This window comes from Salimicrobium jeotgali (assembly GCF_001685435.2).
Classification (GTDB): Bacteria; Bacillota; Bacilli; order Bacillales; family Halobacillaceae; genus Salimicrobium; species Salimicrobium album.
In genome coordinates, this window is sequence record NZ_CP011361.2 from 136,583 (window position 1) to 150,907 (window position 14,325).

The following is a 14,325-nucleotide window of genomic DNA, read 5'->3' on the forward strand; positions in this document are numbered from 1 at the left end:
AACTTGACAGACGTAATCGCTCACCTTACGCTAATGGTAGCCGGTCTCCGGAACGACAATTATTTTTTTATAGTTTATGAATGCGATTTCAAAAAGTTTTACGTTTTCTTAACAGCAGCTTCAACCGCCTATTACATTGTACCTGTATCATTCCGGATGACTCGTTAATAAGGATGGGGAGGAATGGAAGTGCTCTACAAATCGATTGTGAAGAAACTGGCTCCGCTTGTGCTGGTATCGGGATTAGCCCTGGGCGGTTTCGCTCTTGCGACTTCTACAGAGGATCCGGCTCAGGCAGATCCGGGGGGTAAATCGAATGCTAAAATCAAAAACGTCATCTTTCTGATCGGGGACGGGATGGGGTCGCAGTATACGTCCGCCTACCGTTATTTCCAGGACAGACCGGACTCCCCTTACACAGAAGATACGGCTTTTGACGAGTATCTGATCGGTATGCAGGAAACATATTCCTGGGATGAGGAAGAAAGTGTAACAGATTCGGCAGCAGCAGCGACGACCATGGCTGCCGGAGTAAAGACATATAACGGAGCTGTAGGAGTGGACATCGATGAGGAAAGAGTGAAGACAGCTCTTGAAATCGCGAAGGAGGAAGGGAAATCGACCGGGATGGTCTCCACGTCCCACGTCAATCACGCTACTCCCGCATCGTTCGGCGCCCACAACGAGTCGCGGGATAACTATGATGAAATCGCTGATGATTATTATGATGAAATGGTTGACGGCGAACATAAAGTGGATGTCCTTCTGGGTGGAGGGACGGATTACTTTGAGCGGGAAGACCGGGACCTGGCGCAGGAATTCCAGGATGACGGCTACAGCTATGTAACCTCCCGCGATGAGTTGATGTCGGATGATAACAATCAGGTTCTCGGTCTGTTCGCTCCCGAAGGAATGGACAAGATGATTGACCGGGACGAGAATACCCCTTCTCTCGAGGAGATGACGTCGAGCGCCCTCGACAGACTAAGTAAAGAAAAAGACGGTTTCTTCCTGATGGTGGAAGGCAGTCAGATTGACTGGGCCGGACACGACAATGACGTGGTGGCTGCGATGAGCGAGATGGAAGACTTCGAAAAAGCGTTCGAGGAAGCGATCGCGTATGCCAAAAAGGATAAGCACACGCTCGTCGTAACGACAGCCGACCATTCGACCGGCGGCATGACGATGGGCCGGGACGGCGAATATAAATGGGATCCGGAACCGCTGAAAGCGGCGAAACGGACGCCTGACTTCATGGCCTCGGCCATTGCGGATGGTGCCGATGCAGAAGAGACGCTGAACAAGTACGTGGACCTTTCCTTTACGGAGGAGGAAATTGAATCCGTAGAAGAAGCGGCTGACGGGGAAACGGAGGAGATCGATGACGCAATCGAAAAGATTTTTGACCTCCGCTCCGGTACCGGATGGACGACGGACGGTCACACCGGGGAAGACGTGAACGTGTACGGGTACGGGCCGCAGTCCGATGCCTTCAGCGGCCTTCACGATAACCACGAAGTCGGCAAGATGATCATGAATACTCTTGAGAGTGGACGCACACAGATGAAATAACCACATAACAAAGCGTCAAATGATGATGAGCCCCCTAGAGTAAAGTACTCTAGGGGGACTTTCGTTTGAAATACAGCAATACATATCCAGTCATCTTTTACTTATATAGAAACAGTTTGGTAAATTGAATGATTTTTTTATGAAATTGTATCCGTTTTCATTTTTTGTTAACCTCGGTAAGTGAGTTTATTAATTTTAAAAGGGGTTACATCTATGGAACTTACAAATCAGCCAATGTTAATTTGGTTTGTTATCGGTTATGGTATTTTTATGTTACTACTCGGCGTCTACTATTCTAAGAAAATCAATACGAGTGATGACTTCATACTCGCAGGGAAATCACTTGGGCCGATTGTTCTGATGGGGACACTGCTCGCTACGTGGGTAGGGAGCGGTTCTGTCACAGGTGGCCAAAACTCTATGGCTTATTCCTTCGGTATTTGGCCAGCTCTAATGAGTACTATTCCATCGTTACTCGGGATACTGACGATTTTTCTCATTTCGTCTAAAATCAAACATTATGGAAAACACACAGTTGCAGAAATACTGGAGATTAAATATGGAAGATGGTCAAGTCTGCTTGCAGCTATCATTATAATTTTGGCATTTGTCGGTATTGTCTCTTATCAATTCCAGGGTCTCGGCTTTATTTTGAGTGTGTCCACTGGTATCTCTCCTGGGACGGGTACCATTATTGGTGCAGCTATCATTATTTTCCTGGCTTGTATCGGAGGGTTAATGTCCGTTGCTCCAACAGACGCAGTCAGTGCTTTTCTGGTTATCATTGGACTGGTTGTCGCAGTGCCGATTGCTATCTCTGTCGGCGGAGGTTGGGATCAGATTATAGCGAATGTCCCAGACAGCCACACTTCTTTTACAGGTGGATTGAGCTTCCTGCAATTGATGGGCTATTATTTACCAACATTATTCTTATTACTCGGTGATCAGAATATCTATCAGCGTATTACTGCATCGAATAACGATAAAACTACAAAACGCGGAACAGCAGGTTGGATTATTGGTCTTATCATTGCTACACCAACTATTTCTCTTCTTGCTTTCATTTCACGCTCGCTTTTCCCGGATATTGATCCCGGAATGGCAGTCATCGCTTTAACAAGTGTCCTGCCTATAGCAGTAGGCGGTATCCTAATTGCTGCATTGACAGCCTTCATCGTAACGACAGGAAACTCGTATCTTCTATCTGCAGCGACAAGCGTGATTTACGATTTCTTTGCTAAATACATAAAAAGGGATATAAATGATCATCAAAAATTGGTTTATACAAGAGTGCTAATACCTGTACTGGGTGTCATAGCATTCTTACTGACTATGTATTTCCCGACGGTGCTTGCAGTACAAATGTATGCTTATACCGTTTACGGGGCAGGCATAACTCCGGCGTTGTTGGCAGTATTCCTGTTCCCGCAAGTAACTAAATCAGCAGGACTATCTTCTATGGTGACCGGACTTATCGTTACACTTTTCTGGGAGTTTTTCTATGTAGAGTCTACAGGTATAAACTCTGTCATTGTTTCTGTACCAGTAGCGATTATCGTACTTATTATAGTTACTCTATTCACGCACAATAAAAATAGTAGTAGGAAAGAAGGGACAGAGTAATGAATACATCGCAAAGAATCACTCAATTAAGAGAAGTGCTGAAAACCCGTAATCTGGATGCCGCGATTATATTCAACTTTGAGAATCAGTATTATTTCAGCGGGTTAAAAGCAATCACTTACTCCAGACCGATTATCCTGGTCGTGGAAGAAAATAAACAAAGCTTAATCATACCTAAAGTAGAAGAAAATCACGCCAAAGAAAAAACGGATGTTGATTCACTTTATATTTACCAGGAAGTGAGAAACAGTAGTGGGGAAAGCACGGATTATAAAGCGTTATTTAATGACGTACTTTCAAAATTAAACGACAACAGCAAAGTAGGGATTGAATACAGCTCACTGCCGACTGACTTCACTATGAGTCTTCAGAGCCAAGGGTTTGAAATCGAAGATATACAACAGGACGTAGTCGATTTAAGATCGATTAAATCAGAAGAAGAAATTGAAGCGATCAAAACATCCGGTGACCTGGTCAGTGGTGCTTTAAAGAATACTTTGGAGAATTCATCCATCAATGCTTCTGAGGTCGACATTGATTATTTTGGAAATCAATTTCTGTTCAATGAAATTTCTAAGAAGTTTACAAATTCAACATTAGACTACTTTGTCATGTCTCCATCCGGCATAGAACGTACGAATATGCCTCACGTTTTTTCAAATACGAGAAAATTGGAAGAAGGAGACATCATTATACACAGCAGACAGGTCGGCCTGAACGGTTACCGTGCCGAGTGTGAAAGAACTTACTTTGTCGGTGAACCTTCAGAAAAACAAAAGGAAGTGTTCGATGTCATGCTCCGGGCTCACAACGCGGCTCTCGACTTCATTAAAGTCGGCGTCACTGCTAAAGAGGTGGATGAAGCAGCTTTACGAGTGATCCGCGAAGCTGGTTTAGAAAAATACGTCTCACATAGAACAGGACACGGTATCGGCATAGGACAGCATGAAGAACCATATCTCCGATTCGATAATGACCTGGAACTGAAAGCGGGGATGGTGTTCTGTATAGAGCCTGGGATTTACGTACCTGGCGTGGGAGGTTTCAGGCATTCAGATACGGTCGTGTTGAGAGAGGATGGAACTGAAATTATTACGGAATACCCAAGAGAATTAGAACAGCTGATTTTTTAATGAATAATAAAATTCACTTAAAGAGAGAAACATAGCTGATACGCTCCTCCTGAAGTAGACACTTTAAAATGTGAACTAATTTAGGGGGAGCTTTGTTTTGAAATTCAATAGTAAATATTCAAGGAATGCGCTGTTGAAGTACATAGAGCTATATCAATACGAAGTAATGTTTCTCACTGTGTACGATGTGCTTCTTGATACTCACCCCCTCTTTTAAAACAATTGTTTTTTTATTGAACTTTTGTTTGTTATGCGCTATCATTTAAATAATTCTAAAAATCAACGATTCCGGTGACTGACCAGCATGGTGAGTTTTATGCAGCGTTAATTGTAACCGGTTACATTGAAGGGGTGTTTCAATTGATAAATATTTTGTGGGGGCTGTTAGGTATAGCCACCGTTCTCGGAATTGCATTTCTGCTGAGCGTGAAGAAAAAAGAGATTCATGTGCGGACGATCGGTCTGGCTCTTCTGATTCAAATAACGTTCGCTTTTCTGACGCTGAAATCGACGACCGGACGGGCAGCACTGGAAGGGTTGTCGAACCTCGTTCAGAATGTCATCGGATATGCGAGTGAAGGTATTTCCTTTTTGTTCGGGCCGCTGGTAGCCGGGGACGGGAACATTTTCGCTTTTCAGGTGCTTACGATTATCATATTTTTCTCGTCCATGATTTCGATCCTTTATTACCTCGGAATTATGCAGTGGATCATCAAAACCCTCGGCGGCGGTCTGTCCAGACTGCTGCAGACGACCCGGCCGGAATCGCTGGCGGCCGCAGCGAATATATTCGTCGGGCACACGGAGGCGCCGCTGGTCGTACGTCCGTTCATCAAAAAAATGAACGAGTCGGAGCTGTTTGCTATTATGGTCGGAGGAATGGGTTCTGTATCCGGTTCTATTCTCGTCGGTTATTCTCTCCTCGGTATTCCTCTGGAGTACCTGTTAGCCGCAAGTTTCATGGCGGCACCTTCAAGTCTTCTGATAGCTAAAATGATTTTCCCTCTTCCTGCCGAAGTGAGGAAGAGTATAGCGGAAGGACCGGCGGAAGAAATCAATATCGATATGGCGGAAGACGAAAAACCGGCCAACATCATCGATGCTGCCGCAAGCGGAGCTTCGACCGGTGTGAAAATGGTCCTTGAGATTGCGGGGATGCTGCTGGCTTTCGTGTCGCTGATCGCTCTGATCAACGGTTTGTTCGGTGCCGTAGGTGGTCTGTTCGGTATGGAAGACCTGACGCTCGAATTGATTTTAGGTGTCATTCTGTCTCCCATCGCTTTCTTGATCGGAGTACCGTGGGAGGAAGCAGTGAGGGCTGCTCAGTTCATCGGGCAGAAGGTGGTCATCAACGAATTCGTCGCTTTTGCCGGGCTCGGAGAAGTCATTGACAGCTTTTCCGCCAAAACCGCGATGATACTCAGTTTCGCCCTGGCAGGGTTTGCGAACTTCGGTTCCATCGCCATTCAGATAGGGGCGCTCGGTTCTCTTGCACCGGAGAGGAGAAACGATGTATCACGGCTCGGATTACGGGCGATGATCGGCGGGACGCTGGCGTCACTGTTAAACGCAGCTATCGCAGGTATGTTCATTTAATATAAATGCTGAAGGAGGAGTACATAGTGGTAAAAGAGAAAAAAGTGATTCTGGATTGTGATCCCGGACACGATGACGCGATGGCGATCATTCTGGCGGCTTCCGGCATAAGCAATCTGAACATCGAAGCGATTACGACGGTAGCGGGAAATGTGGAAGTCGGGAAGAATACGCTGAACGCGCTGAAGGTCTGTGATATTTTGGGACTTGAGGACATTCCGGTCGCCGAAGGGGCGGAGCGTCCGATGGTGAAGGAGCGGGAAATCGCAGAGGCGATCCACGGAGACAGCGGACTGGACGGCCCTATCCTGCCGGAAGTGCCTAATAAACAGACCGTGGACACTCACGCAGTGGATCTGATTATCGAAAAAGTAATGGCATCGGACGGGGACATTACTCTGGTACCTACAGGACCGCTTACTAACGTAGCGATGGCGATGGTCAAAAACCCCCGGATTGTGCCGAAAATTAAAGAAATCGTCCTGATGGGCGGCGGAACGTTCGGCAACTGGACTCCGGCTGCGGAATTCAACATCTACGTGGATGCGGAAGCGGCGAAAGTCGTATTTGAAAGCGGCGTGCCGATCGCCATGTTCGGGCTTGATGTGACGCATCAGGCCGTAGCCACTGACAGCGTGACGAAGGAACTGGACGGGATCGGCAATCCTGTATCCGGGTTCGTCGTCGAACTGCTGAAGTTCTTTGCGAAGACGTATAAAGAAGTGTTCGGATTCGATGGAGCGCCGATCCATGATGCCTGCACCGTAGCCTATTTAATGGATGAATCTATTTTTGACATGCGTCATGTACGGGTAGATATAGAAACAAAGGGAGAATTTACGTACGGCATGACCGCCGTCGATACGCTGGCGGTCACGGGAAGGGAGCCGAACGTGAATTTTGCCTATAGTCTTGATGCAGATAAGTTCTGGGAATTGTTCCGGAAGGCGCTCACTTCCTATAGCGATTGAAGTCACGCCCCGGCAAACGTAGAAAGGAGTGGTGCCGGATGAAGCGACCGGCTGTAACGGTGATCGGCAGTATTAATGTTGATATGATAACGAAGACCACTGTCGTTCCTGATCAGGGAGAGACGGTGCTCGGAGATGAGTTCCATATTAAATCCGGAGGGAAAGGCGCCAATCAGGCGATAGCTGCAGCCCGCCTTGGAGCAGAGGTCTCTATGATCGGAAGAGTGGGTAAGGACGCTCACGGCGAGGACATGCTGCGGGTGCTGGAGAGAGAGTCGATCGAAACGGCTGCCGTCGAAAAAACGGACGGGGTCCATACGGGAGTGGCGAATATCATCGTATCCAATAACGATAACCGGATTACGATCGTACCGGGAGCGAACAATGAGGTGTCCCGGGACTACGTCCGGCAGTTTGAGAAAAAGATTGCCTCCAGTGACATCGTACTGTTACAGTTCGAAATTCCTCTGGAGACCGTCATGTATTGTCTGGAAGTGTGCGAAAAACACAACGTCCCGGTGATTGTGAATCCTGCACCGGCACGTGATCTTCCTGATGACTATTGGAAGAGAGCGGACTACATTACACCGAACGAAAGCGAAGCGGCACAGCTGTTCAGCGAAGCGGAAATAAGCGGGGATCTGGCGGATAAGCTGGTTATCACTAAAGGCGAAGCCGGGGTGTCCTACAGTGAAAATGGCGAATCCGTCACGGTGCCGTCCTATTCCGTGACTCCCATCGATACGACAGGTGCGGGCGATACGTTCAACGGGGCCCTGGCCGTCGCACTCGCCGAAAACGAATCGATGACTTCGGCAGTAAAATTCGCGAACGCTGCTTCCGCCCTCTCGATCCAGAAGTTCGGGGCACAGGAAGGGATGCCCGGCCGGAATGAAATTCATGCTTTTCTTAATGATCAGTAAGCGTAAAGCGGGGTACTGTATGCTTCCACCTAAGCTCAGAGGCGTGGCGGAATGTTGAATCAGCCGAAGCGGCCGGTAATATAATCTTCCGTGCGCTTATCTTCAGGGTGGGAGAAGAGGGTAGTTGTGTCGGCATGTTCGACGACCTGACCGTCCAGAAAAAACGCCGTTTTATCCGAAATTCTCGCTGCCTGCTGCATATTGTGCGTAATGATGACAATACTGTAGCGTTTCTTAAGATTCTGGACGAGTTCTTCAATCTTCCCGGTAGAAACAGGGTCCAGGGCAGAGGTCGGTTCGTCCATCAGAATGACCTCGGGTTCAATCGCGAGACATCTGGCAATGCAGAGACGCTGCTGCTGACCGCCGGATAATCCGAAGGCATTCTCATCCAGCCGATCTTTCACTTCGTCCCAAAGGGCGGCTTCCTTCAGACTCTTCTCTGCAATTTCCTCCAGGATTCTTTTCTTTTTGATCCCGTGTGTTCTGGGACCGTAGACTACGTTTTCGTAAATCGATTTCGGAAAAGGATTTGGATGTTGAAATACCATCCCTGTGTTCGTCCTCAATTCTTCAACTTTATATTTCGGACTGAAAATATTTTCGCCATCGTATGTCACAGTTCCATTCATCCGGACGGACGGAACCAGTTCGACCATTCGGTTCAAGGCTTTTATGAATGTCGATTTGCCACAGCCTGATGGTCCTATGATCGCCGTAACTTTATTCATGGGTATAGTCATGTCTATTCCATAAAGCGCCTGATTCTCGCCGTACCACAAGTTGAACTTCTCCACAGCATAAATTGCCTTCGTTTCTTCCTGTACCTTCTCTTTCAGAGAGACGAGGGATAGTTGTTTGTTACCCTTTACTGTGTTCATCATAGATTCCTCCCGGGTTCAGTATCGTTTCGAATATTTATGCCTGATCAGAACAGCAACAGAATTCATAAGCAGGAGGATAAACAGGAGAATGATAATACCTGTCGAGGCGACCAGATGGAATTCCTCCTGGGGTCTTGCCGTCCAATTGAAAATTTGTATAGGCAGTACCGTAAAACCGGACCAGATGTTTTCTGGCAGATAAGCGATAAACGATAGGGCGCCAATCATCAGTAAGGGAGCCGTCTCACCAATGGCCCGGGACAAAGCTAAAATTCCTCCTGTCAAAATACCGGGCAGGGCCGCCGGGAGTACTACCCGGCGTATGGTCTGCCATTTAGTGGCTCCCATGGCGTAGGAGGCTTCGTATTGACTATTCGGAATGGCTCTGATCGCTTCCTGGGAGGCTACCACTATAATCGGAAGAATCAACAGACTCATGGTGAACCCCCCGGCTATGATGCTTCTTCCCATCTCCATCAATCGGACGAATACGGTAAGTCCGAGCAGTCCGAAAACCACCGATGGTACGCCTGCAAGGTTGGATATATTCATTCGTATGAACCGGGTAAACATGTTTTCTTTAGCATATTCTTCTAAATAGACAGCTGTGCCGACCCCGAGCACGACTGAGACCGGTGCCGTAACCGCCATCAGCCATACAGACCCTGTAATTGCTGCTTTTATCCCGGCTTCTTCCGGGAAACGTGAAGCAAAGCTCGTCAGAAAATCTATGTCCAGATACGGAAGACCCTCCCGGAATATGCGGTATAGCAATACGGCAAGGACAACGATTCCGAAGACGGAAGCCGAAAAGAAAATCTGGCGCATGATCCGGTTGCTGAAGAGCCGTTTCTTTCTTCTTCTTTGAACGAGCTGTTTATCGACCAGATTCATATCAGTACTCCTCCTTGAAGCGACGGGAGATATATTGGGCCAGGAGATTCATGAGCAGGGTGAAGATGAACAGGGTCATTCCTACAGCGTATATACTGTAATAAGTTGTAGAGCCGTAGGAAGCATCCCCTAATGTCACCTGAACGATATAACCGGTCATCGTCTGGATCGATTGTGTAACGTCTGTCGTCAGTGTCGGAGTAGAGCCGGCAGCTACGGAGACAATCATCGTCTCGCCGATGGCCCGGGACACTCCCAGCAAAAAGGATGCTACGATTCCGGAAAGAGCTGCCGGAACGACGACTTTAAGGGCGACCTCCAGTCTGGTCGAACCGAGAGCCAGAGCTCCCTCTCTCATGGAATCAGGCACGGAGCTCATCGCATCCTCAGACAGGGAAGCGATCATGGGAATGATCATTATACCTACAACAATACCGGGACTGAGAGCATTGAAGATAGGTAAGTCTTTGATAAAGAGCTGAAGCATCGGTGTTACGAATGTAAGAGCAAAGAATCCATAGACAATTGTAGGAATCCCGGCGAGAACTTCGAGCACCGGCTTCACAACTTTTCGGACGTTACCCGGAGCAAATTCACTTAAATAAATGGCCGATGCCAGTCCTGTGGGAAGTGCTACAAGCATTGCAATGGCTGTTATTAACAGAGTCCCGGTTATCAAGGGAAGAATACCATAGCTGGCATTCTCGCCAAAGGGCCACCATTCTGTGCCGGTCAGAAACTCTATAATGGAGATACGGTTAAAGAATGTAACGGTTTCCACTAACAGCGTCAGAGTAATGCCGATGGTCGTCAATACGGATATGCTTGCACAAAGCAGGAAGAAGGCCGGTACTGATTTTTCAAGGATAGAAAGGAAACGCCGATTTGATTTCTTTTCATGTATCATCCTTTTAATGTTTACTGTCATGACTTTACTCCCCTTTTACATAGTGGAGGCCTGGTATGCAGATGTTACTTCCCTGCAATGCTATCGAGTTCCTGCAACGCTTCTTCGTAGGCGCTGTCAGGTTTTCCGACATAACCGACCGATTCCGACATCGCACCGGCATTCTTCAGGGCGTATTCCGTGAAATTATATACCGCTTCATTTTCAAGTGCCGAATGCTTCACGTATACGAAGAGCGGTCTTGAGAAAGGATTGTATTCACCGGACTGGACCGTTTCCTGATCAGGTGCCACTGCTTCTCCGCTGTCATTAACAATCGGTACGGCCTTCAATTGTTCCTTATTTTCAGCATAGTAGGCGTATCCGAAGTAACCGATGCCGTTTTTAGAACCCGTCACTCCCTGGACCAGTACGTTATCATCCTCGGATAATGAGGCATCCTGACGAATCTCGCCTTCTTCTCCGAGGACTACTTCGCTGAAATAATCGAACGTGCCTGAATCTGCTCCGGGGCTGTAAAATTGAATTTCTTCTTCCGGCCACCCTTCCCTTACATCCGCCCACGTGGTTACGTCCCCGTAAGAAGACCACATTTTATTCAATTCTTTGACTGTCAGTTTATCGACCCAGTCGTTTTCTTTGTTGACGACGATGGATAGGCCATCAAGAGCTATTTCGAATTCCGTGTAGTCGATTCCTGCTTCTTCAAGAGATGCTTTCTCTTCGTCCTTGATCGGACGTGAGGCATTGGATATGTGTGTCTCACCGGCTGCGAATTTTTCAAAGCCGCCACCACTTCCGGAGGTGCCGATGTTTACGCGGGCGTCCGGGTTTTCTTTCTGATATTCTTCTGCCACAGCTTCCATTATGGGGAACACAGTAGACGACCCGTCCACTACGACTTCCGGACCATCACTCTCTGCATTCACGTTTTGACTGTCCTCCTCTGTGCCTTTACTTTCTTCTGTATTTCCACATGCTGCCAAAACAATCAAAAACAGAATTGCTGTTGCGAGAAACAATAATTTCGATTTCATACTTTCTCCCCCTCACGGATCGATGGTTGTCAGAAAAAGAGAATGACTACCTTCTCTGCAAGTTCTATTGTAAAGTATGAATGTTATTACCTTATTAACCCGGGGTAAATGTTCTGTAAAGCTCGCTTAAGGGGAATAAGCGGCAAAATTCCTCTTTCTTCCTGAAATAAAAAAATGCAAGGTATTTATTGAAATTTCACAAAATATAACTACTGTACTATACTTTTATTGGGAAATGAAAAACGGAAATGAAATAAATTTTTACTTAAGCGCTTTCAATATAGAGTGAGCTTATTTATATAACCGCTCAGGAAAGGAGGAAAGTAGAAATGAAGGAGAAGAAAATAGTTATTGCCGGTACCGGAAGCGGAACAGGTAAAACGACAATCACGCTCGGACTGATGGAGGCTTTAAAGAAGCGGGGGCAAAAGGTACAGGGCTTCAAATGCGGCCCGGATTACATAGACCCGACTTTTCATACGGCGGTGACGGGACGCCCTTCCCGGAATCTGGACAGCTGGATGTTGACGCCTTCACAGATGACTGACGTATTTATAAACGGAAAGCGGGGCGCCGATATTTCTGTCATCGAAGGCATGATGGGACTGTTCGACGGCAAGAGTCCGGATTCCAGCCGCGGGAGTGCGGCTGAGATAAGCGCGATGACGAAAAGTCCGGTCATCCTTGTCGTGAACTGCGTAAATATGGCCCGCAGTGCAGCTGCTGTCGTGAAGGGCTTTCAGCTTTTCGATGAGCAGACGGCAATCGCTGGCGTCATTGTAAACGAAGTGGGCAGTGACGGTCACTACCGGTTAGTGAAAACGGCGATTGAACAGGAGTGCGGCATTCCCGTAATCGGCTATTTGAAACAGGAACCCGGCATCCAGATGCCGGAGCGTCATCTTGGCCTTATCCCGGCGATTGAACGGGGAGACCTCGATGCCTTTTTTGACAGGCTCGGAGATCTGGTTCTTGAGACGGTTGATGTGGATCGGCTGCTTGAGATTGCCGGAACAGAACCGGTCGAAACCGGTGAAGGATCCTCCATGTTCGAGGAGAAGCGGGAGAAAAAGGTCCGGATCGCCGTGGCGAAAGATGCGGCGTTCAACTTCTACTATCCGGAAAATTTGGAGATTCTGGAGGCATACGGAGCAGAATTGATCGAGTTCTCTCCACTCCGGGGAGAGAGGGTGCCGCATGAGGCGGACGGTCTGTACCTTGGGGGCGGCTTTCCGGAAGAGTTCGCATCACGCCTGGCGGAAGAAAAAGAAGCGGCGGCTTCCGTTCGCGAAGCGGTGCAGGGAGGATTACCGACGCTTGCAGAATGCGGCGGTTTCATGTATCTGACGGATTTAATCGAAACGACGGAGGGTAAAACGCACCCGATGACGGGAGTGATCCCCGGAAGAATCCGCATGCAGGAAAATCTGGCTGCGATCGGGTACCGAGAAGTACGCGGCAGAAGCGGCAATTTTCTGCTGGAAGATCTCGTCGTCAAAGGTCATGAATTCCACTATGCCGTCTTTCACCCGGGGGAAGAACAGGTGCCTGCTGCCTATCATACGGAAGATACGGGCGGGGCGGGCGACGCCGGTTATCTGATGCACAACGCAGTAGCCGGTTTTCCACACTTCCATTTCGGTTCCCGTCCTGAGGTGGCAGAAAAATGGGTGGAAAAATGTACAGCGTACCGGAAAGGAAAGGTGGAAGGTTATGAAACTGATATCAATCTGTCCGAGTAACACCGAGCTTGCGGTGTATCTCGGTCTGGAGGAGTCACTTGTCGGAGTGGATGACTATTCCGACTGGCCGGAAACGATCGCACAGCTGCCAAGACTGGGCCCTGATTTAAGCATCGACATGGATCTCGTGGAGGAGCTGGAACCGGATATGGTGCTCGCTTCGCTGACCGTGCCCGGCATGGAGAAGAATATCGAAGGGCTGAAGGAGAGAGGAATTCCCTACGTCATCGTGCCGAACCCGACAACACTGACGGAAGTCGGAGACTGTCTGCTGTTCGTCGGAGAGGCGACAGGAACGAAGGAAAAAGCCGAGCGGCTGCACGCAACGTATCAGTCTATCCTCCAGCATTACAAAAAGCTTGCTGAACAGGTGGAGGAGCAGAAAACAGTGTACTGGGAATGGTGGCCGAAGCCGATCTTCACTCCGGGTGCCGCCAACTGGTTAACGGAAATCAGTGACCTGGCCGGTGCTGTCAACGTGTTCCGCGACCGGGAAGAGGCGAGTGTACAGACGGACTGGGAAGACGTGAGGACGAGGGACCCTGATGTGATGTGTGTCGTCTGGGTCGGTGTCCGCCAGGAAAAAGTAAATACGAAAGTCATTCACAGCCGGGAGAAGTCGGAGGAGATGCGGGCAATCAGGGATGAAGAGCTGCACGTTCTGGAGGAGCCGCTGTTCTGCAGACCGTCTCCGCGGCTTTTGGCGGGGCTCGTGAAAGTCGCTCACATCCTGCATCCGTCCGTCTACCCTCCGTACCCGGAAGGAAAAGACCCGCTCACGGAATGGGGGTATTTAGATGATTGAACGCTATCACTGCTGTGCTACGTGCAAACATTTCCGTATCGACGTACAGGACAACGGAGACCGGCGCATTTACTGCGAGAGGCTCGGGTTCGACACAAAACCGACCTATCAGTTTAACTGCTGGGACCCAAAGGACAGGGTGAAAAAAGCGATGAAACAGGAAGAGGAATCAGAGTAAAGGAAGAAGTGTGACAGGATACTCCTGTCCGCTTCTTCTTTTTTATGGCAGGTTTTCAAA

General features: G+C 48.4%; 13 protein-coding genes. 9 read left to right on the forward strand and 4 right to left on the reverse strand.

Annotated features, from left to right (window positions below):
* Positions 1-183: 183 nt before the first annotated feature.
* From AAV35_RS00745 to rbsK, 6 genes are all read left to right on the forward strand, one after another.
* The gene (locus AAV35_RS00745) at positions 184-1,572 is read left to right on the forward strand and encodes an alkaline phosphatase (protein WP_008592102.1); all 1,389 of its coding nucleotides are present in this window, start codon (positions 184-186) and stop codon (positions 1,570-1,572) included.
* Positions 1,573-1,785: 213 nt separating this feature from the next.
* On the forward strand, positions 1,786-3,195 hold the full coding sequence (locus AAV35_RS00750; protein WP_008592100.1) for a sodium:solute symporter family protein: 1,410 nt from the start codon (positions 1,786-1,788) through the stop codon (positions 3,193-3,195).
* Positions 3,195-4,328: a M24 family metallopeptidase gene (locus AAV35_RS00755; protein ID WP_008592098.1), complete on the forward strand. Its 1,134-nt coding sequence runs from the start codon at positions 3,195-3,197 to the stop codon at positions 4,326-4,328. The genes AAV35_RS00750 and AAV35_RS00755 overlap by 1 nt, the downstream gene beginning before the upstream one ends.
* A gap of 363 nt (positions 4,329-4,691) precedes the next feature.
* Positions 4,692-5,924 carry a NupC/NupG family nucleoside CNT transporter gene (locus tag AAV35_RS00760; RefSeq protein ID WP_040609838.1) on the forward strand — a complete coding sequence of 411 codons (1,233 nt, stop codon included), beginning with the start codon at positions 4,692-4,694 and terminating at the stop codon, positions 5,922-5,924.
* A 26-nt stretch (positions 5,925-5,950) separates the two neighbouring features.
* Entirely contained in the window at positions 5,951-6,895 is a 945-nt protein-coding gene (locus AAV35_RS00765; RefSeq protein WP_008592094.1) for a nucleoside hydrolase, read from the forward strand.
* 38 nt (positions 6,896-6,933) lie between these two features.
* On the forward strand, positions 6,934-7,818 hold the full coding sequence (gene rbsK, locus AAV35_RS00770; RefSeq protein WP_008592092.1) for a ribokinase: 885 nt from the start codon (positions 6,934-6,936) through the stop codon (positions 7,816-7,818).
* 59 nt (positions 7,819-7,877) lie between these two features.
* Here the strand turns inward: rbsK and pstB are convergent, their stop codons facing one another.
* The 4 genes from pstB to AAV35_RS00790 are packed head-to-tail and all read right to left on the reverse strand — an operon-like array spanning position 7,878 to position 11,540.
* Positions 7,878-8,699, reverse strand: coding sequence for a phosphate ABC transporter ATP-binding protein PstB (pstB, locus tag AAV35_RS00775; RefSeq protein WP_008592081.1), 822 nt, complete (start codon positions 8,697-8,699; stop codon positions 7,878-7,880).
* Between the two features lie 18 nt (positions 8,700-8,717).
* The gene (pstA, locus tag AAV35_RS00780; protein ID WP_008592079.1) at positions 8,718-9,596 is read right to left on the reverse strand and encodes a phosphate ABC transporter permease PstA; all 879 of its coding nucleotides are present in this window, start codon (positions 9,594-9,596) and stop codon (positions 8,718-8,720) included.
* Position 9,597: 1 nt separating this feature from the next.
* Positions 9,598-10,524, reverse strand: a complete 927-nt coding sequence (gene pstC / locus AAV35_RS00785; protein WP_008592077.1) for a phosphate ABC transporter permease subunit PstC — start codon at positions 10,522-10,524, stop codon at positions 9,598-9,600.
* A 44-nt stretch (positions 10,525-10,568) separates the two neighbouring features.
* Positions 10,569-11,540 (reverse strand): PstS family phosphate ABC transporter substrate-binding protein, encoded by a 972-nt coding sequence (locus AAV35_RS00790; RefSeq protein WP_008592075.1) that lies wholly within the window; start codon positions 11,538-11,540, stop codon positions 10,569-10,571.
* Between the two features lie 329 nt (positions 11,541-11,869).
* On the opposite strand from AAV35_RS00790, the gene AAV35_RS00795 reads away from it, so the two are divergent.
* Genes AAV35_RS00795 through AAV35_RS00805 form a run of 3 tightly spaced genes read left to right on the forward strand, consistent with a single transcriptional unit; the run spans position 11,870 to position 14,265 of the window.
* Positions 11,870-13,282: a cobyrinic acid a,c-diamide synthase CobB gene (locus tag AAV35_RS00795; RefSeq protein WP_008592073.1), complete on the forward strand. Its 1,413-nt coding sequence runs from the start codon at positions 11,870-11,872 to the stop codon at positions 13,280-13,282.
* Positions 13,254-14,087: a cobalamin-binding protein gene (locus tag AAV35_RS00800; RefSeq protein WP_008592063.1), complete on the forward strand. Its 834-nt coding sequence runs from the start codon at positions 13,254-13,256 to the stop codon at positions 14,085-14,087. Before AAV35_RS00795 ends, AAV35_RS00800 begins: the two co-directional genes overlap by 29 nt.
* The gene (locus tag AAV35_RS00805; RefSeq protein ID WP_008592061.1) at positions 14,080-14,265 is read left to right on the forward strand and encodes a hypothetical protein; all 186 of its coding nucleotides are present in this window, start codon (positions 14,080-14,082) and stop codon (positions 14,263-14,265) included. The genes AAV35_RS00800 and AAV35_RS00805 overlap by 8 nt, the downstream gene beginning before the upstream one ends.
* The last annotated feature ends 60 nt before the right edge of the window (positions 14,266-14,325 follow it).